The organism is Staphylococcus sp. IVB6214 (assembly GCF_025558585.1).
GTDB lineage: Bacteria > Bacillota > Bacilli > Staphylococcales > Staphylococcaceae > Staphylococcus.
The window spans coordinates 1,658,104-1,680,293 of record NZ_CP094723.1; the positions used below are offsets into that span (position 1 = coordinate 1,658,104).

At 38.9% G+C, this 22,190-nt stretch carries 26 protein-coding genes; 2 read left to right on the forward strand and 24 right to left on the reverse strand.

All coding sequences use genetic code 11. The features are described from left to right. Positions 1-199: 199 nt before the first annotated feature. The gene (locus MUA51_RS08160) at positions 200-553 is read right to left on the reverse strand and encodes a single-stranded DNA-binding protein (RefSeq protein ID WP_262559309.1); all 354 of its coding nucleotides are present in this window, start codon (positions 551-553) and stop codon (positions 200-202) included. Between the two features lie 189 nt (positions 554-742). Here MUA51_RS08160 and MUA51_RS08165 point away from each other — a divergent pair, with 189 nt between their 5' ends. After that, the gene (locus tag MUA51_RS08165) at positions 743-1,177 is read left to right on the forward strand and encodes a YwpF-like family protein (protein ID WP_095117502.1); all 435 of its coding nucleotides are present in this window, start codon (positions 743-745) and stop codon (positions 1,175-1,177) included. Positions 1,178-1,206: 29 nt separating this feature from the next. Here MUA51_RS08165 and fabZ read toward each other — a convergent pair whose 3' ends face one another. The 21 genes from fabZ to MUA51_RS08270 form a co-directional block, all read right to left on the reverse strand. Further along, complete coding sequence (fabZ, locus tag MUA51_RS08170; RefSeq protein WP_262559310.1) at positions 1,207-1,647, reverse strand: 3-hydroxyacyl-ACP dehydratase FabZ; 441 nt, start codon at positions 1,645-1,647, stop codon at positions 1,207-1,209. Positions 1,648-1,834: 187 nt separating this feature from the next. Continuing rightward, positions 1,835-3,100 carry a UDP-N-acetylglucosamine 1-carboxyvinyltransferase gene (murA, locus tag MUA51_RS08175; RefSeq protein ID WP_095117505.1) on the reverse strand — a complete coding sequence of 422 codons (1,266 nt, stop codon included), beginning with the start codon at positions 3,098-3,100 and terminating at the stop codon, positions 1,835-1,837. Between the two features lie 86 nt (positions 3,101-3,186). Next, positions 3,187-3,417 carry a DUF1146 family protein gene (locus MUA51_RS08180; RefSeq protein WP_262559311.1) on the reverse strand — a complete coding sequence of 77 codons (231 nt, stop codon included), beginning with the start codon at positions 3,415-3,417 and terminating at the stop codon, positions 3,187-3,189. 245 nt (positions 3,418-3,662) lie between these two features. Then, complete coding sequence (locus tag MUA51_RS08185; protein ID WP_262559312.1) at positions 3,663-4,067, reverse strand: F0F1 ATP synthase subunit epsilon; 405 nt, start codon at positions 4,065-4,067, stop codon at positions 3,663-3,665. Between the two features lie 22 nt (positions 4,068-4,089). Next, a complete protein-coding gene (gene atpD, locus MUA51_RS08190; RefSeq protein ID WP_095117508.1) occupies positions 4,090-5,502 on the reverse strand; it encodes a F0F1 ATP synthase subunit beta in 1,413 nt (470 codons plus the stop codon). A gap of 23 nt (positions 5,503-5,525) precedes the next feature. Then, positions 5,526-6,392, reverse strand: a complete 867-nt coding sequence (gene atpG, locus MUA51_RS08195; protein ID WP_095117509.1) for an ATP synthase F1 subunit gamma — start codon at positions 6,390-6,392, stop codon at positions 5,526-5,528. 31 nt (positions 6,393-6,423) lie between these two features. Continuing rightward, entirely contained in the window at positions 6,424-7,935 is a 1,512-nt protein-coding gene (atpA, locus tag MUA51_RS08200; RefSeq protein ID WP_262559313.1) for a F0F1 ATP synthase subunit alpha, read from the reverse strand. A gap of 27 nt (positions 7,936-7,962) precedes the next feature. Then, the gene (locus MUA51_RS08205) at positions 7,963-8,502 is read right to left on the reverse strand and encodes a F0F1 ATP synthase subunit delta (protein ID WP_262559314.1); all 540 of its coding nucleotides are present in this window, start codon (positions 8,500-8,502) and stop codon (positions 7,963-7,965) included. Further along, complete coding sequence (locus MUA51_RS08210; protein ID WP_262559315.1) at positions 8,502-9,017, reverse strand: F0F1 ATP synthase subunit B; 516 nt, start codon at positions 9,015-9,017, stop codon at positions 8,502-8,504. The genes MUA51_RS08205 and MUA51_RS08210 overlap by 1 nt, the downstream gene beginning before the upstream one ends. Positions 9,018-9,175: 158 nt before the next feature. Further along, the gene (atpE, locus tag MUA51_RS08215) at positions 9,176-9,388 is read right to left on the reverse strand and encodes a F0F1 ATP synthase subunit C (RefSeq protein WP_044359165.1); all 213 of its coding nucleotides are present in this window, start codon (positions 9,386-9,388) and stop codon (positions 9,176-9,178) included. Between the two features lie 42 nt (positions 9,389-9,430). Next, on the reverse strand, positions 9,431-10,150 hold the full coding sequence (atpB, locus tag MUA51_RS08220; RefSeq protein WP_262559316.1) for a F0F1 ATP synthase subunit A: 720 nt from the start codon (positions 10,148-10,150) through the stop codon (positions 9,431-9,433). A 37-nt stretch (positions 10,151-10,187) separates the two neighbouring features. Continuing rightward, positions 10,188-10,538, reverse strand: a complete 351-nt coding sequence (locus MUA51_RS08225) for an ATP synthase subunit I (RefSeq protein WP_262559317.1) — start codon at positions 10,536-10,538, stop codon at positions 10,188-10,190. Between the two features lie 158 nt (positions 10,539-10,696). After that, positions 10,697-11,836, reverse strand: coding sequence for a non-hydrolyzing UDP-N-acetylglucosamine 2-epimerase (gene wecB, locus MUA51_RS08230; RefSeq protein ID WP_262559318.1), 1,140 nt, complete (start codon positions 11,834-11,836; stop codon positions 10,697-10,699). A gap of 22 nt (positions 11,837-11,858) precedes the next feature. Next, positions 11,859-12,488, reverse strand: coding sequence for a uracil phosphoribosyltransferase (upp, locus tag MUA51_RS08235; protein ID WP_095117516.1), 630 nt, complete (start codon positions 12,486-12,488; stop codon positions 11,859-11,861). Positions 12,489-12,506: 18 nt separating this feature from the next. Next, positions 12,507-13,748 carry a serine hydroxymethyltransferase gene (glyA, locus tag MUA51_RS08240; protein WP_262559319.1) on the reverse strand — a complete coding sequence of 414 codons (1,242 nt, stop codon included), beginning with the start codon at positions 13,746-13,748 and terminating at the stop codon, positions 12,507-12,509. A 17-nt stretch (positions 13,749-13,765) separates the two neighbouring features. After that, on the reverse strand, positions 13,766-14,296 hold the full coding sequence (locus tag MUA51_RS08245; protein WP_262559320.1) for a TIGR01440 family protein: 531 nt from the start codon (positions 14,294-14,296) through the stop codon (positions 13,766-13,768). Positions 14,297-14,399: 103 nt separating this feature from the next. Beyond that, entirely contained in the window at positions 14,400-14,831 is a 432-nt protein-coding gene (locus MUA51_RS08250; RefSeq protein WP_262559321.1) for a low molecular weight protein arginine phosphatase, read from the reverse strand. Continuing rightward, positions 14,831-15,877 (reverse strand): L-threonylcarbamoyladenylate synthase, encoded by a 1,047-nt coding sequence (locus MUA51_RS08255; RefSeq protein WP_262559322.1) that lies wholly within the window; start codon positions 15,875-15,877, stop codon positions 14,831-14,833. Before MUA51_RS08255 ends, MUA51_RS08250 begins: the two co-directional genes overlap by 1 nt. Positions 15,878-15,957: 80 nt before the next feature. Beyond that, positions 15,958-16,812, reverse strand: a complete 855-nt coding sequence (gene prmC, locus MUA51_RS08260; RefSeq protein WP_262559323.1) for a peptide chain release factor N(5)-glutamine methyltransferase — start codon at positions 16,810-16,812, stop codon at positions 15,958-15,960. Further along, the gene (prfA, locus tag MUA51_RS08265) at positions 16,802-17,878 is read right to left on the reverse strand and encodes a peptide chain release factor 1 (protein ID WP_262559324.1); all 1,077 of its coding nucleotides are present in this window, start codon (positions 17,876-17,878) and stop codon (positions 16,802-16,804) included. The genes prmC and prfA overlap by 11 nt, the downstream gene beginning before the upstream one ends. Then, positions 17,878-18,480 (reverse strand): thymidine kinase, encoded by a 603-nt coding sequence (locus MUA51_RS08270; protein WP_262559325.1) that lies wholly within the window; start codon positions 18,478-18,480, stop codon positions 17,878-17,880. Before MUA51_RS08270 ends, prfA begins: the two co-directional genes overlap by 1 nt. A 209-nt stretch (positions 18,481-18,689) precedes the next feature. On the opposite strand from MUA51_RS08270, the gene MUA51_RS08275 reads away from it, so the two are divergent. Then, positions 18,690-20,003: an ISL3 family transposase gene (locus tag MUA51_RS08275; RefSeq protein ID WP_262559205.1), complete on the forward strand. Its 1,314-nt coding sequence runs from the start codon at positions 18,690-18,692 to the stop codon at positions 20,001-20,003. Between the two features lie 391 nt (positions 20,004-20,394). Here the strand turns inward: MUA51_RS08275 and MUA51_RS08280 are convergent, their stop codons facing one another. Beyond that, positions 20,395-20,649: a type B 50S ribosomal protein L31 gene (locus MUA51_RS08280; RefSeq protein WP_044359146.1), complete on the reverse strand. Its 255-nt coding sequence runs from the start codon at positions 20,647-20,649 to the stop codon at positions 20,395-20,397. Positions 20,650-20,791: 142 nt separating this feature from the next. After that, positions 20,792-22,117 (reverse strand): transcription termination factor Rho, encoded by a 1,326-nt coding sequence (gene rho / locus MUA51_RS08285; RefSeq protein WP_262559327.1) that lies wholly within the window; start codon positions 22,115-22,117, stop codon positions 20,792-20,794. Positions 22,118-22,190: the final 73 nt, after the last annotated feature.

The following is a 22,190-nucleotide window of genomic DNA, read 5'->3' on the forward strand; positions in this document are numbered from 1 at the left end:
TGAATGACAGGTTATAGTATGTATAAGACGGGTCCACGCCTTCCGCATTGTGCAACCCGCCTATGAAATATTAAGAAAACGTACGATTTAAAAACTGACAAAAGTCATTAAGGTTAGGGAATTAATGAAAGAAAGTAGTATATAAATAGAGAGTATGTGGTGGATACATTTTGTTAGGGTATGGGTGGGTACTAAATAGCTAAACAAGTGTGTGGTCGTTGGATTCGATAAGGGGTGGGACTTCTAATATTTCAACAGATTCAACGACAATTTCTGTTGAAAAACGTTTTTCATCGTTAAATTGATAACGACGTGTTGTAAGATAACCTTCAATAGATAGTAGATCTCCTTGATTCACTTCTTGATCAATTTGTATCGCAACAGGGCCAAATGCTTTACAATTTAAGTAATCAAAGATGGGATGGTTATCCTTCCCTTTGTAATTGCGTTCTACCGCAAGAAAAAAGGTCACAAAATAACTTCCTGGTTTTTCATAGTACTTAGGTGCTTTTGAGACAGTGCCGATTGCTTTAATTTGATTAATACTTATCACCTCCTGAAAGTATGATAGTATAGAAGTACTTCAAAATGCAATTTGAGTTCTATCAAATATCAGTCATATAAGATGCGTAATATTTAAACATTTTCAATCTCATAACGAACTCGTTGATTATTTGAGTTATAATAAAGGTGATAAATTCAAAAAACGTAAAATTTAAAAAAATAAGGGGATGGTGGCAACATGAAGACATTCAAAGCCGTACGCTTTCAAATTGTATCTGATAACAGCAGTGTAACTGAGTACGAACTGATTGATGGGGTCATTATTAATAAAGAAGATCGTGGAACAGGATGGCTACTTGAAATTGTCATTTCAGATATTCACAAAGAACAGATGACAGCCTATATGGAAGATAATCAACTTCTCAACATTCGTGTGGTCATTACACGTCCATCTAACGATCCTGCACTCTTTGATGCAACGATTAAGCACATTACACAACTCAAAGATAAAATTTCCGTTATTTTTGAATGTCACATTTATACATTGCGTCAAGTGTATGCGGAGAGCTTATTAGAACAACTTGTTGATGAAGGATTAGAAGGAGAAGCGCTGATCAAAGCTTTCAATCGAAAAATGCAATCAAAACCTCGCCTTAAAGATGAACGCCAGTAAGTATGTTCTATACTCCTGGCGTTCTTGTTTTATTCTGGTGACTGTAAGGCAAATGTAAGTTCACAGCTACATGCAAGTTGACCATCTACCGTTGCTTTGGCTGTCCCTTTACCGATAGGTCCCTTTATTTTTGTGATTTCAACCTCTAATCTCAATGTATCCCCGGGAACAACTTGTCTTTTAAAACGACATTTATCAATTCCTGCGAATAGTGCGATTTTCCCTCTGTTTTCTTCACTGTTCAACATCGCAACCGCACCTGTTTGTGCAAGGGCTTCTGTAATTAATACACCTGGCATCACAGCATAATCAGGAAAATGTCCTTGAAAAAAGGGCTCATTGCCTGATACTTGTTTAATGCCGACACAACGCTGACCTTCTTCGTATTCTACAATCTTGTCAATCAACAAAAATGGCTGACGATGCGGAATAATTTTTTTAATTTCATTATAATCAAAAATAGTTTCCATCTACTATGATCCTCCTAAAGTCTCGCTAAAATACCTAAAAAAGTTAGGATTCAACACTTTGAAAATATGGTCATGATTCATCCATAAACCAATCATAAGACCGACATAAAATAGTACGACACTGACAATCACAAACACGATTAATTTCATGCTAGTGGACTGGTTCACAATCGCAAAATAAAACTTTTTAATCATTGATACGTTCGATGTCTGCGCCGAGTGCTTTTAACTTGCCGTGGAAATCTACATAACCACGATCAAGATGCTTTAACTCTGTAACTGTCGTTTCACCTTCAGCGACAAGACCTGCTAATATTAACGCTGCTGCTGCACGTAAGTCTGTTGCTTTTACTTGAGCTCCTTGTAATTGACTTTTACCTTGAATCTTTGCATTGCGACCTTCAACCGAAATATTAGCATTCATGCGTTTAAATTCAGCTACATGCATAAAACGATTCTCAAATACAGTTTCTGTCAAGATTTTATGGCCTTCAGCTGTTAATAAAAGTGCCATCATTTGTGATTGCATATCCGTTGGGAAGCCTGGATGCGGTAATGTTTTCACGTCGACAGGTTTAAGTTGTTCAGGTGCTGTAACACGAATACCATCTTCACGGTATTCAAGTTCCACACCCATTTCTTCAAGTTTATATACAAGACTTGTCATATGCTCTTTAATTGCACCTTTCACAAATACATCACCACGTGTAATCGCTGCTGCAATCATCAATGTACCTGCTACAATGCGGTCAGGAATAATCGCATGAGATACACCTTTTAATACTTCTACACCATGAATCGTAATTGTATCTGTTCCTGCCCCTTTCACATCGCCACCCATTTCGTTGATGTAGTTGGCAAGGTCGACAATTTCTGGCTCACGTGCAACATTTTCGATGACGGTACGCCCTTTTGCTAATGAAGCTGCCATCATAATGTTTTGTGTAGCACCGACACTTGGGAAGTCTAAGTGTATATCATTACCAACTAAACCATTTTCAGCTGTTGCGTGAATAAACCCTGCTTCTTGATGTATTTCTGCTCCTAATGCTTCGAATCCTTTCAAATGTTGCTCAATCGGACGTGATCCAATGGCACATCCACCTGGTAATGCAACCTTTGCCACACCGAGTCGTGCGAGTAACGGTCCCATTACAAGAATACTTGCACGCATCTTGCTAACATATTCATAAGGGGCTTCTTCATTCAATTGCTTCGTTGCATCCACTGATACAACTTGTGTTGCTTCATCATAAGAAACATCCGCATTCAAAACACTCAAAACATTATTGATTGTGTCAACATCACTCAAAGGGGGCACATTGCGTAATTCACTTTTACCTTCACTAGCTAATAATGCCGCAGTAATAATAGGTAAAACTGCATTCTTCGCACCTTCTACCATTACGCTCCCTTTTAAAGTTTGTCCGCCTCGTACAATAATTTTATCCATCTTCAAAAATCCTCCACTGTCTCTCTCTATGCTTTTCTTTGATATTCATATTAACTTCGATTCTTTCAATTGATTCATGACAAATGCTAAAATAAATATTTAATTTGTGTTGAAAACTGAAGTAAATCAATGACAAAATTGCTGACCCCTGTTCCGATAACAATTGCTAAAAATATCATAACAACTTGTACTTGGACAGGATATCCTTTTTTGAAAAACTGTTCTAAACGAACTGCATTTAATGCCCAGTATGCAACACAAATACAGAGTACATGCATGATAATATGTGCTACCGCAAACTGTCCTAGATATTCCATGATGTTGCTCCTCTTCATATAAATCTATATTGATTTTACATGATTTTTCACTCAAATCATACTATTAGTACTCGTAATAATGATATTCCCTTTTTGAAGAAAATAAACCAAAATGAAACCTAAAAAATAGAAATCACCTTGTCATAAATGCCATTAAAAGATTGTTCTGCAAAGCATCAAACAACGCAATGGTGTTGACGTAAAAAAGGTTTAGCCCGTAATGAGCTAAACCTTTTTGAATGATATTATTTGAACTTGGCTACTTCGATACGGTTTTCTGCGCGCTTCAATGCACGTTCTGCACGCTTCATATCTGTATCTTCTTTGTCGCTCTCAAGATAAAATGTTGCACGCTGTTTTGCTGATTTCGCACGTTCTAAATCAATATCCTCTGCTGATTCAGCTGACTGAACTAAGATGTTGACTTTTTCTCGACGAATTTCAGCAAATCCTTCAGTCACAGCTATATAGTCGGACTGACCGTCTCTTGTCACTTTGATATGACCAATTTTTAATGGCGCAACTGTCGGAATGTGACCATGCATCACACCCATCTCGCCTGCTGTTGTTTGTAAAACAACGATTTCTACGTTGTCTTCATTATAAACAGAACCATTAGGAGTGACGATATCTAAGGTTAATGTATTCATTATCCATGCCTCCTAATTTGAATTATACTTCAACACCCATATCTTTTGCTTTTGCAAGTACATCATCAATGCCACCCACTAAACGGAAAGCATCTTCAGGGATATGGTCATATTTACCTTCTAAGATTGCTTTGAAGTCTTGAACTGTATCTTTAACTGGTACATATGAACCCGGTTGACCTGTAAATTGTTCTGCTACGTGGAAGTTTTGTGATAAGAAGAATTGAATACGACGTGCGCGTTCAACTGTTTTCTTATCTTCATCAGACAATTCATCCATACCAAGAATTGCGATAATATCTTGTAATTCACGGTATTTTTGAAGTGTTGATTGTACTTGACGTGCAACTTCGTAGTGCTCTTGACCGACGATTGTTGGTTCTAAAGCACGCGAAGTAGAAGCTAATGGGTCTACTGCTGGATAAATACCCATTTCACTCAATTTACGCTCTAAGTTTGTTGTTGCATCTAAGTGGGCGAAAGCTGTTGCTGGCGCTGGGTCAGTATAGTCATCGGCAGGTACGAATACCGCTTGGATAGATGTTACTGAACCTTTCGTTGTAGATGTGATACGCTCTTGTAATTGACCCATCTCAGTTGCAAGTGTTGGTTGATAACCTACGGCAGAAGGCATACGGCCTAATAAAGCTGACACCTCTGAACCTGCTTGTGTAAAACGGAAGATGTTATCGATGAACAATAATACGTCTTGACCTTGTTCATCACGGAAATATTCAGCCATTGTTAAACCTGATAAGGCAACACGCATACGCGCACCAGGTGGCTCATTCATTTGACCGAATACCATCGCTGTTTTAGCGATAACACCACTGTCTTTCATTTCGTAGTAAAGGTCGTTACCTTCACGTGTACGCTCACCTACACCGGCGAATACTGAAATACCACCGTGCTCTTGAGCGATGTTGTTGATCAATTCTTGAATTAATACTGTTTTACCTACACCGGCACCACCGAATAATCCGATTTTACCACCTTTAATGTAAGGGGCTAATAAGTCAACAACTTTAATACCTGTTTCTAAAATTTCTACTTCTGTAGAGAGTTCATCAAATGTTGGTGCTTGACGATGGATTGGATCACGACGTACTGACGCATCAATTTCACCATCTAAGTCAATGTGATCACCTAATACATTAAATACTCGACCTAACGTCGCATCACCTACTGGTACACTAATTGGTGCCCCAGTATCTTTTACTTCTGCACCACGTTGCACACCGTCAGTAGAGTCCATTGCAATTGTACGTACAACGTCGTCACCTAAATGTAGCGCAACTTCTAAAGTTAAACTCTCAGATTCGCCATCTCTAGGTACTTCAATCACAAGTGCATTGTTAATGTTTGGCATTTCATCATGCTCAAAACGCACGTCGATGACTGGACCCATGACCTGAGTTACACGGCCTAATCCCATGTTTGTTCCTCCTTATAATCAAATTATTCCAATGCTGCTGAACCACCAACAATTTCCGTAATTTGTTGCGTGATGGCTGCTTGACGCGCACGGTTGAATTCTAAAGATAAATCATCAATCATTTCAGTCGCATTATCAGACGCATTCTTCATTGCATTCATACGTGATGCGTGCTCGCTGGCTTTCGCATCGAGAATTGTACCGTAAATCAGACTTTCAATATATTGTGGTAACAATACTTGTAGAATTGATTCTTTATCCGGTTCAAATTCGTATGATGCCATGTTGCCATGGCCTTCGCTTGCGTTCTCAGAAGATAATGGTAACAACTGTCTGCTTGTCGGTTTGTTTTCAATCACACTAATATAATGGCTGTAATATACATGCAATTCGTCAATTTCTTCGCTGACATATAAGTCTACGGCACGTTTCGCAATTGCTTGTACAGCCTTGAATGATGGTTGATCAGGAATATCTGTTAATGCATTCGCCACTTGATAGCCACGGTTTTGTAAGAATGATACACCGATTTGTCCGAGAACGATAATACTGTACTCTTCTGGATTTTGATGACGTGCATCGATATCACGTATCATTGTTTTCAATACGTTTGCATTGTATGCACCTGCTAAACCACGATCACTCGTTAAGACCATATAACCCACACGTTTTGTTGGGCGTTTGACAAGCATTGGATGTGAAGATGACGTATTGGTACCTGCAATCGCAGTCACTGCGTCTTGCATTTTATCCATGTAAGGTCTAAATGTTTTCGCATTTTTCTCCGCCTTACGAAGTTTTGAGTTCGATACCATGTTCATTGCACTCGTAATTTGCTTCATCTTTTTGGTTGATTTTATACGAGAATCTATCTCTTTTAAAGAAGCCACTATCTCACCACCTTCATCAATTAAATATCAATTATTGCTCTATTCTTTTGAAGCTTTTCTTGAATTCGTTGATCGCTGCTTCAAATTTCTCATCTGCTGGTAAGCCACCTGTTTCACGGATTTCTGTGAAGATGTCGTTTGCATTGGCTTTTGTCCATTCAATGATTTCGTCTTCAAAGCGTGTGATGTCTTCAACTGGAATATCATCAAGATAACCGCGTGTTAAAGCATAAATAATTAATACTTGATGTTCTACTGGAAGTGGTTTGTTTTGGTCTTGTTTCAATACTTCAACCGTTCTCTTACCACGTTCAAGTTTACGTGATGTCGCTTCATCTAAATCTGAACCGAACTGTGCGAATGACTCAAGTTCACGATATGATGCAAGGTCAAGACGTAATGTCCCTGCAACTTTCTTCATCGCTTTGATTTGTGCAGATCCACCTACACGTGATACTGATAAACCTGCGTTAATGGCAGGACGAATACCAGAGAAGAATAAGTCAGATTGTAAGAAGATTTGACCATCTGTAATTGAGATAACGTTCGTTGGAACGTATGCAGAGATGTCCCCTGCTTGTGTCTCTACGAATGGTAAGGCAGTGATCGAACCGCCACCTAAATCATCGTTAAGCTTTGCAGCACGCTCTAATAAACGGCTATGTAGGTAGAATACATCACCTGGGTATGCTTCACGACCTGGTGGACGACGTAATAATAATGATAACTCACGATATGCTGCCGCTTGTTTTGTTAAATCATCATAAACGATTAATACATGTTTGCCGTTGAACATAAATTCTTCAGCGATAGATACACCTGCATATGGCGCGATGTATAACATTGGTGCTGGTTGTGCTGCCGATGCAGATACAACGATTGTGTAATCAAGCGCACCTGCTTGACGTAGTTTTTCAACTGATGCACGTACTGTTGATTCTTTTTGACCGATTGCAACATATACACAGATCATATCTTGATCTTTTTGGTTTAAAATCGTATCAATAGCAACTGTTGTTTTACCAGTTTGACGGTCACCGATAATTAACTCACGTTGACCACGACCGATTGGTACAAGTGCGTCAATGGCTTTGATACCTGTTTGTAAAGGCTCATCAACAGATTTACGCGCCATAACGCCTGTTGCTTTTTTCTCGATTGGACGTGTTTTAGTCGTATTTAATGGCCCTTGACCATCGATTGGTTGACCTAATGGGTTTACAACACGACCGATAAGTTCTTCACCAACAGGTACTTCCATGATACGACCTGTTCGTTTCACTTCGTCGCCTTCTTTGATTTCGTCGAATGGTCCTAAAATAACAACCCCGACATTTGTTTCTTCTAAGTTTTGAGCCAATCCAAGAACGCCGTTATGGAACTCTAATAATTCCCCAGCCATAACGTCATTTAATCCGTGAACTAATGCAATACCGTCACCAATTTGAATAACTGTACCTACATCTGTTACTGACATCTCAGACTCATAGTTTTCAATTTGTGAGCGAAGTAATGCACTAATCTCTTCAGCTTTTATGGCCATCTATGTCACTCCTCTTTTATATCGTAATTAATTAACTCTACTAAACTGCTTAACAAGTTGATTTAAATCATTTTGGATTGAGCCATCATAGACCTTCGTTCCAATTTTGACACGTACGCCACCAATCAATCCTTCATTGACAGTCGTGTGTAAATTTAAATCTTTAAGATCTGTACGAACAAGTAAAGCTTGCTTCACTTGTTCTAATTCCACTTCAGAAAGTGATGCTGCAGATTCAACGTAAGCATCCGCAAGTCCATGAAATGCGTAATAACTTTCTTCAAATGCACGATAAATCTCTGGTAAAAGTCGGAAATTACGTTGTGTTGCAATCACCTTCAATGTATTTAATAAGTATGGATGTACGCCATTAAATACATTGTCTACCAATTGACGACGTTCATTTGCTGTGATTTTTGGTTCGTAATCCATCGTTGCCAAATCACTTTTTTGATTTTGGATCGCAGTATGGATCTCAGTCAATTCGCTATAAACTTGCGATAACACTTCTGCTTTCAAAGCAACATCGAAAAGTGCTTGGGCATATTTTTGAGCTACATTAGCCATTATTTATCCCCTACCTCTTTAATGTACTTTTCAACGAGTGCTTTCTGATCTTGTTCAGAAATTTCTTTGCGTAATACTTTTGATGCGATTAATACTGAAAGCTCAGAAACTTGATTGTTGATTTCAGCTAACGCACGTTCTTTTTCGCTGTTGATTTCACTTTGTGCTGTTTCAATCATACCGTTCGCACGTTTATTCGCTTCGTGGATGATTTCTTCTTGTTGACGACGTGCTTGTAACTTAGCATCTTCAATAATTTTATGCACTTCGTCTTGTGTTTCTTTTAAGATTTTTTGGTTCTCTTCTTCAAGACGTTGCGCATTTAATTTTGCTTGTTCTGCATCATCAATATCTTTATTGATTGAACGTTCACGGTCGTCCATCACTTGTTTTAATGGTCCCCATGCATACTTTTTCAGTAGCACTAATAAGATGGTAAATGTCACCAATGTAACGGCGATATCACCGATATTAACGCCACTACCTGCTGCAAAGGTAAATAAGTTGGCAGTCACTATGCTGTACACTCCTTTCAATCATTTCATTCATTACATAAAACGAATGGCGAAGGCCTATCATTTTAGACTTCGCCGCAGACAATTGCACTTGTTAGCTACAAGGCATTATCTCGATATCGTCATGACTTGCGTTACAAATACTCGTGTCTTCTTGATTATTGGAATAATACGATAAATGTAATAACTACGCCGATGATTGGAAGTGCTTCAACTAAACCGATACCGATGAACATGATTGACATTAATTGTGTACGTGCTTCTGGTTGACGTGCAACACCTTCTACTGTTCTAGATACGATAAGACCGTTACCAATACCTGCACCTAATGCTGATAAACCGATTGCGATTGCTGCTGCGATTAAATTCATTATATATTTCCTCCTAAATGTATAAAGTTAAATTATTTTTATTTAATGGTTGTCTGCCACTTTGTGTGACATGTATACCATTGATAACATGATAAAGATATAAGCTTGGATTGTACCGATAAAGATTGAGAAGCCTTGCCAAATAATCAGGCCAGGAATACCGATAATCCAACCGATTGTTGTAGTAGCCACACCTGCTAAAAGACCTAACAAGATCTCACCAGCATAGATGTTACCGTAGAGACGCAAACCGAGCGTTAATGTTGAAGAGAACTCTTCAAAGAGATTAATTGGCAATAACGCTGCATAAGGTGTTGCATACCCTTTTGCGTAAGCTTTTGCACCACGCATCTTCACACCATAATAATGTGTTAATAACACCATCATTGTCGCTAATGTTAGCGTTACGTGTGGATCTGCAGTCGGTGATTTCCACCACAATGTATGACCGACAACCAAGGACATTGGTAAGCCGAGCATATTCGCCACAAAGATGAATAGGATCAATGTCACTGCTAAGAAGTGGAATTGCCCCCCAGTTTTCCATGCCATATTACTCTCAATAACACCACGCACAAAGTCAAAAACCCACTCAATGAAGTTTTGTGCACCTTTAGGACGCTTTTGCAGATTGCGTGTACATGCAATTGCAATGATGAATACAATAACTGCTGTAATCAAAAGCATCATGATTGTAGATAAGTTGAAGTTAATATCTACACCTAAAAAGTGCCACGTTACAATTGGATTTTCATGTTGCATTTTTGGATTTCACCTCTTTTCAGTTTTAAAATAACCCCTATCCCCTTTTGAACAAGGGACGAAAAATAATTAATGCGTATGAAATCATTAGCCCAATGAGTACACCTATAATATGTATTTCTGATTGGTTGAAAAACCAAATTGTACAGGCGACTATCGCAACTAAATATCGCCAGCCATTCCCTGTTGATATCGGACTCGCAGGACGGTGTTGTGCACGCCAAAGATAGTACTCAAATATGGTTGTATTCACCATAGATGCAAGCGTCCCAACAAGCAAACCGACAACAAATGTGTGATGATACAACAAGTTTAACACGACAAGTATGGAAATCATACTCATGTAAACGGTTAAAAAAGGCTGTGATTTTTTTAAGAAACGTTTCATTTTTGGTCCCCTTTTCTGCCTTAAGACACAAATAAGAAAGCCGTTCCACACATACAACTTTCATGATAATATAGGGTCAAAAGTGTGTCAATTGTGCAATGAAAAGGGCTTTCATTCTCGTTTTGATTTGTCACAAATTTGTCACAAATTACCACGAATTACTTTTCCACTTTAAATGGTGATGGTTTATCACTAATCAAACCGAAGTAATATTTGATATGTTCACAAATTCGCTCCGAAGCGTAACCATCGCCATACGGATTGTTAGCACTTCTCATCGCTTCGTACTGTGTCACATCTGTTAATAATTGTAACAAATGTTGATACACATCCGCTTCGTTTGTGCCGACAAGCTTTAACGTCCCCGCTTCTACCCCTTCTGGTCTTTCCGTTGTATCTCTCAGTACGAGAACCGGCTTACCAAGTGAAGGCGCTTCTTCTTGGACACCGCCAGAATCAGTCATAATCAAATAAGCATGATGTGCAAAATTATGAAAATCAACAACATCGAGCGGTTCAATCAGTTCGATGCGTGCATGATTATCTAAATATAGATGTGCAATTTCTCGCACTTTAGGATTTTTATGCATTGGATACACAAGTACAACATCCTCAAAAGCATCCACAATACGTCTTGCCGCTTTAAAAATATGCGTCATTGGCTCTCCAATATTTTCTCGTCGATGCGCAGTGAGTAGAATAATACGTTTGTCATGATGCCTGTATAAAATATCAGATTCATATTGTTCATGAATGGTCGTACGCATCGCATCAATTGCCGTATTACCCGTGACAACAACTGCATGTTCAGACTTATTCTCATTCAGGAGATTTTGCCTTGCTTGTACAGTCGGCGCAAAATGTAAGTCTGCCATATTACTCGTCATTTGACGATTAATTTCTTCTGGAAATGGCGCATATTTGTTATATGTCCGAAGCCCTGCTTCAACATGGCCGATGCTGACTTCGTTATAAAATGCTGCTAAGCTACCAGCGAACGTCGTTGTCGTATCACCATGAACTAAAATCATATCAGGCGATTCATCTTGAATGACACGTTCTAGGCCAACCAGCACACGAGATGTAATCTGTGATAATGATTGGCCAGGTGTCATGACATTCAAATCATAATCGGGTTCGATACCAAATGTGTCCAATACTGCATCGAGCATTTCTCGATGTTGTGCTGTCACAACAACCACAGGCTGTAACAGTGGGTCTTTTTTTAATTGTAGGACGAGCGGTGCCATCTTAATTGCCTCTGGTCGCGTACCAAAAATGGTCATGATTTTTTTCATTGCGTCGTACTCCTTGCAGACACTATTTTGTACCGAATAAACGGTCTCCGGCATCTCCTAGTCCTGGAATAATATATGCATTTTCATCAAGTTTTTCATCCAATGCCGCAATGAAGATATCGACATCGTCATGTGCCGCTTGTAACTTTTCAACACCTTCTGGCGCTGCAATTAAGCACATGAAACGAATATGTTTCGCACCACGCTTCTTCAATGAAGTGATTGCTTCAATTGCTGATGCGCCTGTCGCCAACATAGGATCTACGACAATGATTTCGCGCTCTTCGATATCTTGTGGTAACTTCACAAAATATTCAACTGCTTCAAGTGTTTTCGGATCACGATATAAACCAACATGTCCAATGCGAGCAGCAGGTACAAGATTTAAAATACCTGTCGTCATTCCTAAACCAGCACGTAAAATTGGAATAAACGCTAATTTTTTACCAGATAATCGTTTAACCGTTGCTTTTGTGACAGGTGTTTCGATTTCTACGTCTTCCAATTCTAAGTTACGTGTTACTTCATAAGCCATTAACATACCGACTTCGTCAACGAGTTCACGAAATGCTTTCGTTCCTGTGTTGACGTCACGAATAAAACTTAATTTGTGTTGAATTAAAGGGTGATCAAGTACTTGTACATTTCCCATTACGATGCCTCCAGTTTGTTATTTATTATATAAAGGGAATTTTTCTGTTAAATTTTTAACACGTTGCTTCGCTTCTTCGAGCACTTTCGTGTCTTCATGATTTTTAAGTACATCGCTCATAATATGTGCGACTTCTTCAAATGCTTTTTCATCAAAACCGCGCGTTGTAGCAGCTGGCGTTCCGAGACGAATACCACTTGTAACAAATGGTTTTTCTTGATCAAACGGAATTGTGTTTTTATTACATGTAATACCTACTTCATCAAGCACTTTTTCAGCCATTTTACCTGTAATACCGACAGAGCCTTTTACATCTACTGCGACTAAATGGTTGTCTGTGCCACCAGATACGATGCGGAAACCATTATCTTTCAGAGTTTTTGCCAATGTCTGCGCATTTTTTACAAATTGTGTTTGATACACTTTGAAGTCAGGTTCGAGTGCTTCACCAAATGCAACTGCTTTTGCAGCGATAACATGCTCTAATGGACCACCTTGAATACCCGGGAACATTGTTTTGTCAATTTCTTTTTGATATTCAGCTTTACATAAAATCATGCCACCGCGTGGGCCACGTAGGGTTTTGTGTGTAGTTGTTGTTACAAAATCTGCGTATTCTACCGGGTTCTGATGTAGACCTGTTGCTACTAAACCTGCGATGTGCGCCATATCTACCATTAACTTCGCACCGACTTCGTCCGCAATCTCTTTAAACTTCTTGAAGTCAATCTCACGTGAATAAGCTGAGGCACCTGCAACGATTAACTTAGGCTGATGCTTTTTCGCTAATTGACGCACTTCTTCATAATCAATGCGCTCATCTTCCTTCGTTACACCATACTCAACAAAGTTGTATGTTTTACCACTAAAGTTGACAGGTGAACCGTGTGTCAAATGTCCACCGTGACTCAAGTTCATCCCTAAAACTGTATCACCGTGCTCCAATGCTACAAGATATACTGCCATATTCGCCTGAGATCCAGAATGTGGCTGTACATTGACATGCTCAGCATTAAATAGTTTTTTGGCACGCTCAATGGCAAGTGTTTCCGTTACGTCAACAAATCCACAACCACCGTAATATCGACGACCTGGATATCCTTCAGCGTACTTGTTTGTCATAACTGAACCTTGCGCTTCCATAACTGCTTCAGAGACAAAGTTTTCAGAAGCGATTAATTCAATGTTGTTATTTTGACGATTGAATTCCTTTTGAATCGCATCAAAGACTGCCTTATCTTGCTTTGCAATAAATGACATAGACCATTCCCTCTTTCCTAATCAAGTTGATATTTTGCACGTTCGCCACCAATCTTCTTCGGACGGCTTGTCGCAACTGTTACAATCGCATCCCCTACTTGCTTGGTTTTGCAACGTACAGGAACTGCAACATGCTTCAGGTGCATACCGATCAATGCCTGACCGATATCAATCCCCTTATCGGCACGAATAAATTCGACAACGACAGGATCATTCATATGACGATAAGCATATGTAGCTAGCGAGCCACCTGCATGTGTGTCGGGTACGACAGATACAAGCTCCATCGTATATGAGTTGTATGCCTCACGTTCAATCGTTAATGCCCGATTGATATGTTCACAACCTTGAAATGCAAACGATACGCCCGTCTCGCTTTGAATATCTACCAATGCGTCATACAGTGTTTTCGCTACATCTAAGGACCCTGACGTTCCTATTCGATCACCTTGCACCTCCGAAGTAGAACAACCGATAACACAGAGTTCTCCTTCTACGAAAAAAGATTTTGACTTGAGTTCTTGCAATAACTGTCTGAAGTTCTCCATCATAACAACCTCCCTATGAATATGTATGATTGAAACATACAGATCATTCATAGAACCCTATACATGCTGTATGTTTACTATTATAACTTATTTTTTCTATGTCTCATACTAATTCTGTGTCAAGTTTTTTCTGTAATTGGCGAATCAATGCGCTTAATTGTTGAAATGTATTCACGTATTGCGCATATGAGCCGCCAAATGGATCTGGTACTTCATTCGTCTCTTCAACATATTCACTTAATGTTGTGATATTCAAAGTATCTCCGTATAGCATTTGAAGGTGATGCACATGTGAAGATGTCATCGCTAAAATCAAGTCGGCTTCTACATCATCTTGAGAAAAAGCTGATGCACCTTCAGGGACAGGATAATCATGCTTTTCCAATAAGTTTCTTGTATGCGCTGCAATCGGTGCACCATCTTGTGCCATAATACCACGAGATGCAATCTCATGATCTGGCAATAGACTTTTGGCAATTCCTTCTGCCATCGGACTCCGGCATGTATTGCCAGTACATACAAATAAAATTCTCATCACCAGTCCTCCTTTACAAATTGATGATTTGCTGCCTTCACCATGCGATTATGCAAAGCTTCTGCATCATCATGATTGGGATAGCCATAAATATAAGCATATGCAATCTCATCCAATTGATCTAATTGATGTAAAGCCGCATACAAGTTATGGTTGGCTTGTTCGATATCTGACTCAGTTGTACTCAAAACAATCGTCTGCGCTTGCTCTGGAATAAATGGCAATAAACTTTCAGGCACAATAAACGCTGACTGTGACCAATCTTTTTGTGTCGTATCTAACTTTTCATTTAATACTTCAAAAATCTTCAAGGGTGTTTCCGGAGCATAATGTTTATACTTCATCCCCGGTGCGATCGGTTTATCTGTTGATTCTACATGCATTGCATCGATACCATTTGGAAGAATCTCATTCAACATATTGCGTGTAATCGTACCCGGTCTTGCAATACGAAATGGGAATGATGTACAGTCTAACACAGTACTTTCAAGGCCTGCCTCACTCTGCGTAGACTGGATAATACCATCTATACGCCCTTCTAAATCAGAATATACGTGTTCAAAAGTTGTTGGCGACGGTCTGCCACTTAAATTCGCACTCGGCGCTGCAATAGGTAATGCAACTTCTTTAAGTAGCGTACGGGCCACAGGATGACTTGGCATTCTGACAGCTACTGAATCGAGTCCACCTGTGACTGACTGACAAAGATAGCCGGGCTTGAGTGGCAAAATGAACGTAATCGGCCCCGGCCAAAATGCTTCCATTAATCGTTCTGTTGTCTCTGATACGCTTTCAACAAAATCTTCTAGTTGTTTTGTATCATAAATATGAACGATCAGTGGATTGTCTGACGGTCGCCCTTTTGCCTCATATATTGCCTGCACCGCTTGTTCATTCGTTGCATCAGCACCCAGTCCATAGACTGTCTCGGTCGGTAAAGCAACGAGTCCACCTTGTCGATAAGTTGCGATAATTTCTGATAAATATGGATAATCTATGAGATTGGTCGTATATTCACGTACATCCCATATCGTTGTTTTTACCAAATTAAACACCTCTCCTCACTCTCTATTTTACTGCAAAACAAAAGGTTATGCACAGACGAATCATCATCTGTGACATAACCTTATTTTTCTTCTGATGATGCATGCCACGTCATATGAAAGATACGTGGATGCCCATTGATATCTAACATCACTTCAGGTTGTATGTGCGGGTAATAGGACTTAGCCATTTTACACAACGTTTCCCCTTGTTGATATCCTATTTCAAAGACGATTGGTGCACCTTCACTCATGACTTTTGGTAAATCCCTCAGTAACTGGTCATAAATCGCATAGCCTTTATCATCAGCAAATAGTGCAAGATGCGGCTCATGCGTAAGGACATTAGCTCCCATTTCGGATATCTCTTCTTCACCAATGTACGGTGGATTGCTAATCAAACCGTCCAACCGTATATGATGTTCGATAAATGGTGATAACACACTACCTTCCAACGTATGGATTGCAACATGATGATGGTCAGCATTTTGACGTGCAACTGCTAATGCATCTGATGAAATATCGGATGCCCAAACTTCTAAGTCTGGACATTCTTGCTTGATCGTCAACGCAATGATACCTGATCCGGTTCCAATATCTGCAACTTTTCCCAACTTCGGACATCGTTCGATAAACGCCGCGACGACTTCTTCTGTTTCCTGTCTTGGAATAAGTACGCGTGTATCAACATGATACGGACGGCCATAAAAAGTCGCTTGTGCGGTAATATATTGAACAGGTTCTCCAGATAAAAGTCGTTCTAGCCCACTATTCAAAAGGACTGTATCACTCTCTATCATCGTCATATCTCCATCAACAAGAAGGTTTACACGTGTCCAACCTAATAAGTCAAACAACAACCACTCTACGGCAGAAGACTCAAGATCAGCCGTCATTGCACGTGCCTTGGCTTGTGTTAGCCACTGCTTATAACTCACCGCTATTAAGCTCTTTCAATTTTTCTGTTTGCTCATGCATCGTCAACGCATCTATCACTTCATCTAGCTTTCCTTCCATGATTTGGTCTAACTTTTGTAAAGTCAATCCAATGCGGTGATCTGTCACACGACTTTGCGGATAGTTATATGTGCGGATACGTTCTGAACGGTCCCCTGTTCCTACTGCAGATTTACGTTGTGCTGCATATTTTTGTTGTTCTTCTTGTAACTTCATGTCATACAGACGTGCTTTCAATACTTTCATCGCTTTTTCACGGTTTTGAATTTGTGATTTTTCTGATGATGTTGCGATGACACCCGTTGGTAAGTGGGTAATACGGACGGCAGAGTCAGTTGTATTGACGTGCTGTCCACCTGCACCACTTGAACGATACGTGTCAATTTGTAAATCTTCTTTACGAATCTCGATTTCAACATCTTCTACTTCAGGTAACACCGCAACCGTTGCCGTTGATGTATGAATACGTCCGCCTGATTCTGTTTCTGGTACACGTTGCACACGATGTGCACCGTTTTCGAATTTTAACTTGCTGTATGCATCTTGACCTGTTACAGAAAAGCTGATTTCTTTATAACCACCATGATCACTTTCAGTTGCTTCTACCACTTCTGTTTTCAAACTTTGTGATTCCGCAAACTTTGAATACATACGGAACAAATCCCCCGCAAAAATAGCCGCTTCATCTCCACCGGCCGCTGCACGAATTTCAACAATAACGTCTTTTTCATCGTTAGGATCTTTTGGAATTAATAAAATTTTCAGCTGTTCTTCTAACTCTGGTATTTGCGCTTTCAAATCATTGGCATCTTGTTTCAACATATCAATTTCATCTTGATCATCTGTTTCTGCCATCATTAATTCGATCTCTTCACTGTCTTCTTTTACTTGTTTATACTGACGATATACATCGACTGTCTTTTGCAGATCCGATTGTTCTTTTGAATATTGACGCAATTTGTTCGCATCACTCACAACATCTGGATCACTTAACAATTCATTTAATTGTTCATATCTTTCTTCTACTATATCTAATTGATCAAACATTATTGATTATCCTCCTCTTCCTTGTCGCTCGGTAACACTACGTGATGTGCGCGACAACGTGGTTCATAACTTTCGTTCGCTCCGACTAAAATAATCGGATCATCGACTTTTGCTGGCTTGCCGTTAATTAAACGTTGTGTTCGGCTTGACGAAGCCCCACAGACCGCACAAACAGCTTGCAACTTCGTAATATGTTCACTCACTGCCAACATCTCAGGGACAGGTTCAAAAGGCTCACCTTTGAAGTCCATATCTAATCCTGCCGTAATCACTCGATATCCTTGTTCAGCAAGCGATGTCGCAACATCCACAATATCACGATCAAAAAATTGTATTTCATCAATCCCGACAATATCGACACCTTTTAAGTCGTATTGTGTAATCTCTTCGGCAGACGAAATATTGACTGCTTCTATGGCATTACCGTTGTGCGAGACGACTTTCTCTTTATGGTAACGATCGTCGATGAGCGGTTTGAACACGACCACTTTCTGTTTCGCATAGACACCTCGACGTAATCGACGAATTAATTCTTCAGACTTACCACTAAACATACTGCCAGTAATACACTCTATCCATCCCGAATGATACGCTTCATACATGACTTCTATCCACCTTTTTCAAAACAAATCACTTTATTATATCACAAACTTTTGTCTATTATAATGGGTCTTAATCTTTTGTGGTGGGATGGCATGAACTGCTGTCCCGCCCTTTTTTGTTTTTTAAATCATTTTGATACAAAAAAAGCGCTCATGCCTCTATAATTTTAAGTGCCTAAACAAAAAATGAGAGGAGACATGATGCGCCTATGTGTAATGATATATTAAAACTATTAAAAATAAAAGATGAAAATATTCAAGTTCTTAAAGTGGAAGAAGATGTAGAAGTGCGTGGTCAGCTTTCTACGGTTGTTTATGGAACACTTTCTTATACACCAAAGGCATGTATGAAGTGTGGTTGTGTCAATGACGGACAAATACATAAGCACGGTAAACGTGTTTCGCGTTTAACACTATTAAAATCTCAAGAGTCTAATGTTTATCTTAATTTAGCGAAAGAACGCTTTAAGTGTCTACATTGTTTAAAGACTTTTACGGCTCAAACAAACATTGTTGATAGTAATTGCTTTATTACTAACCGTGTGAAATTAGCGATTCAGGACAAACTCACACGTGTACAGTCTGAGATAGACATTGCTAATGATTGTAGTGTTTCACCAAGCACAGTTAAGAGATGTATTCACCATATCTCACAATCATTAATAGTAAAACCTTCATCTGGATTGCCTAAACATCTCTCCATAGATGAATTTAAAAGCGTTAAAAATGTGACAACAGCGATGAGTTTTCTGTTTATAAATAATGAAACGAATCAGATTATCGATATCTTAGAAGATAGACGTATTCACAAACTTAAAGAGTACTTCTATCGTTTTGATCGTCGTGAACGATTAGCTGTCAAAACGGTCACAGCCGATATGTATGAACCCTACATTAACTTCATTCATGAAGTATTCCCGAATGCGATTTTAATCTTTGATCGTTTTCACATTGTTCAGCACCTTAACCGTGAACTTAATAAGCAACGTATTTCTATAATGAATACTTGTCGCTATAAGTCATCAACAGATTACACGAAAATGAAAAAACACTGGAAACTTTTCCTTTCTGACAGACAAGATATCAACAGCTATGAATACTTTTGGTCGAAGTCCTTCAAAACGTATACGACATCAAGAGATATTTTAGAGTATCTATTAAATCTTGATCAGCAGCTCTATGACACATATATGTTAGTTCATCACCTTCGAGAAGCATTAAAACAATGTGATTGGTTACGTTTCAAAGAAACTTTAATGAGTGTTGATAAGAAGCATGTATCACGTGGTGTTTGGCGTGTCATTCGGTTCTATAAAAAATACGAGTATATCCTTTATTCAACAATTAAACACCCTAAGTTAAACAATGGAGCGATTGAAGGTATCAATAATAAAATTAAGCTTATTAAACGTGTATCATATGGCTATCGAAACTTTAATAACTTCAAGGCAAGGATACTGATTATTTTTAAGCTATATCAACGACGTAAAAAGGATAGTTTACTAATAAATAACGCTGCATAAATATATTACGTAGTAATCGCTATCTAATATGTCCTAACACACTTAGAGATGTGTATCTAAAATCATTTCTAATACGAGACGCCTAAGGCAACAAGCCGAACGGAAAATCCATTTTGGCTTCTTTTATTCAATAAAGCCAAAATTAGTTGAAGTGAGGCGCCTTGGCAAGCGAGTATTAAAGAAATGATGGTATAGAAAAAGCGCACAATTAATAATTAAACTGTACGCTTAAATGAATGTAGAGATGACTACATGTTATGATTAAGTTAAAAATAAAATTAGTTACTTTTTATTATCTGCCCACCACAAAAAATGGACTTCCATTATAATTTATCTTCTATTTACAATAAAAAAAGCATCCCCAATTAATATGAGAATGCTTGAATATACATTAGTTGTTTGATTTGAGACCAAACTTTTTGTTGAAACGTTCCACACGACCGTCTGCAGCAGCAAACTTTTGACGTCCTGTGTAGAATGGGTGTGAATCAGAAGAGATATCTAAACGGATAACTGGATATTCGTTACCATCTTCCCATTCCATTGTTTCACTTGTTGTTTTTGTTGATCCACTTAAAAACTTAAAGTTCGTTGTTGTATCTAAAAAGATAACTTTACGATATTCTGGATGAATTCCTTGTTTCATTCTTTTCAGCTCCTTTGCCCTGAACCATCTGGAACAGAGTTATTTGTGAGTTTTTACCCAATACTTAATTATTATAAGGGCTTATGATTCAAAAAGCAACCCTATACACAATAATTTAATACATTCATTTTATTATCATGTTTTAAATAATCGGACGTCCTGTTTTCGTACTTTCTTCAGCACTCTTTTGTAATTCTGCAAAAAATTCTTCGTTTGATTTTGTACGCTTTAACTTTCTCATAAAACGCTCAGTGAAGTCCGGTGCATTTGAAAACATATTTCGCAATTGCCATAAGCTCTCCAATTCGTCCTTAGGAATGAGCAACTCTTCTTTACGTGTAGAACTACGCACAATATCAATTGCTGGAAAGACACGTCGTTCTGACAATCTGCGGTCTAAATGTAATTCCATGTTGCCCGTTCCTTTGAATTCTTCATAGATCATATCATCCATGCGTGAACCTGTATCCACAAGCGCCGTTGCTAATATTGTCAAACTACCGCCCGCTTCAATATTTCTCGCCGCACCAAAGAAAGCTTTCGGCCCATGTAAAGATGCAGGGTCCAAACCACCCGACAACGTTCTCCCACTTGGCGGTACAACTAAATTGTATGCACGAGCCAATCGCGTAATTGAATCCATCAAAATAATAACATCTTCACCAATTTCAACAAGACGTTTTGCACGTTCGAGCAACAATTCTGCCACTTTAACATGGTGTTTCGGATGCTCGTCAAATGTTGAATGAACAACTTCAGCTTCATCGACTGAACGCTCTAAGTCCGTCACTTCTTCTGGACGTTCACCCACTAGAAGTATAAACAACTTCGCATTCGGTTTGTTCTTTACAATCGCATTCGCAATTTCTTTTAATAATGAAGTCTTACCCGCTTTTGGTGGTGCTACGATTAATCCACGTTGTCCAAGACCGATTGGTGTGACCAAATCCATAACACGTGTTGAATAGTTGTGAGGGGTTGTTTCCAATTTGATTCGTTCTTCTGGATAAAGGGGCGTTAAAGCTTGAAAGTGAGGTCTTTTCTTAACTTCCTCTGCGTTGTGATCATTGACAAAATCGACTTGTAGCAAGCCGTAGTATTTTTCGTTTTCTTTTGGTTTGCGTACCTTACCAGTCACCTTGTCACCGCGTTTTATTTCAAAACGACGTATTTGGCTAGCTGAAATATAAATATCTTTTTCACCTTTAGAAAAATTAACAGTTCTTAAAAATCCATACCCATCTGGCTGAATATCATCTAAGACGCCTTCCATATAATAATTACCGTCTTTTTCCATCTGTGCTTCCATAATCGCTAAAACAAGTTCTTTTTTGTTCAACTTACTATAGTTAACCAACTTCAATGCCTTGGCTTTTTCTGTCAGGGCTTTTGTCGTGTTGTTCTTGTATAACTCATGGAACGATTCATACTGTGGTGAAGTTCTCTCCCTAGTATCCCTTGTAGACATCTAACACACTCATTTCATTTTAATTTTTATTCGACTATGTAATTTAACATACAATAGCCCACGAAATATGGCA

Excerpts from the sequence above, each read along its gene's own strand:
- MUA51_RS08165 (WP_095117502.1), top strand. The coding sequence starts at position 743 with ATGAAGACATTCAAAGCCGTACGCTTTCAAATTGTATCTGATAACAGC.
- fabZ (WP_262559310.1), bottom strand. The coding sequence starts at position 1,647 with ATGGAAACTATTTTTGATTATAATGAAATTAAAAAAATTATTCCGCAT.
- murA (WP_095117505.1), bottom strand. The coding sequence starts at position 3,100 with ATGGATAAAATTATTGTACGAGGCGGACAAACTTTAAAAGGGAGCGTA.
- MUA51_RS08180 (WP_262559311.1), bottom strand. The coding sequence starts at position 3,417 with ATGGAATATCTAGGACAGTTTGCGGTAGCACATATTATCATGCATGTA.
- MUA51_RS08185 (WP_262559312.1), bottom strand. The coding sequence starts at position 4,067 with ATGAATACATTAACCTTAGATATCGTCACTCCTAATGGTTCTGTTTAT.
- atpD (WP_095117508.1), bottom strand. The coding sequence starts at position 5,502 with ATGGGATTAGGCCGTGTAACTCAGGTCATGGGTCCAGTCATCGACGTG.
- atpA (WP_262559313.1), bottom strand. The coding sequence starts at position 7,935 with ATGGCCATAAAAGCTGAAGAGATTAGTGCATTACTTCGCTCACAAATT.
- MUA51_RS08205 (WP_262559314.1), bottom strand. The coding sequence starts at position 8,502 with ATGGCTAATGTAGCTCAAAAATATGCCCAAGCACTTTTCGATGTTGCT.
- atpE (WP_044359165.1), bottom strand. The coding sequence starts at position 9,388 with ATGAATTTAATCGCAGCAGCAATCGCAATCGGTTTATCAGCATTAGGT.
- atpB (WP_262559316.1), bottom strand. The coding sequence starts at position 10,150 with ATGCAACATGAAAATCCAATTGTAACGTGGCACTTTTTAGGTGTAGAT.
- MUA51_RS08225 (WP_262559317.1), bottom strand. The coding sequence starts at position 10,538 with ATGAAACGTTTCTTAAAAAAATCACAGCCTTTTTTAACCGTTTACATG.
- wecB (WP_262559318.1), bottom strand. The coding sequence starts at position 11,836 with ATGAAAAAAATCATGACCATTTTTGGTACGCGACCAGAGGCAATTAAG.
- upp (WP_095117516.1), bottom strand. The coding sequence starts at position 12,488 with ATGGGAAATGTACAAGTACTTGATCACCCTTTAATTCAACACAAATTA.
- glyA (WP_262559319.1), bottom strand. The coding sequence starts at position 13,748 with ATGTCATTTATTGCAAAGCAAGATAAGGCAGTCTTTGATGCGATTCAA.
- MUA51_RS08245 (WP_262559320.1), bottom strand. The coding sequence starts at position 14,296 with ATGGAGAACTTCAGACAGTTATTGCAAGAACTCAAGTCAAAATCTTTT.
- MUA51_RS08250 (WP_262559321.1), bottom strand. The coding sequence starts at position 14,831 with ATGAGAATTTTATTTGTATGTACTGGCAATACATGCCGGAGTCCGATG.
- prfA (WP_262559324.1), bottom strand. The coding sequence starts at position 17,878 with ATGTTTGATCAATTAGATATAGTAGAAGAAAGATATGAACAATTAAAT.
- MUA51_RS08270 (WP_262559325.1), bottom strand. The coding sequence starts at position 18,480 with ATGTATGAAGCGTATCATTCGGGATGGATAGAGTGTATTACTGGCAGT.
- MUA51_RS08275 (WP_262559205.1), top strand. The coding sequence starts at position 18,690 with ATGTGTAATGATATATTAAAACTATTAAAAATAAAAGATGAAAATATT.
- MUA51_RS08280 (WP_044359146.1), bottom strand. The coding sequence starts at position 20,649 with ATGAAACAAGGAATTCATCCAGAATATCGTAAAGTTATCTTTTTAGAT.
- rho (WP_262559327.1), bottom strand. The coding sequence starts at position 22,117 with ATGTCTACAAGGGATACTAGGGAGAGAACTTCACCACAGTATGAATCG.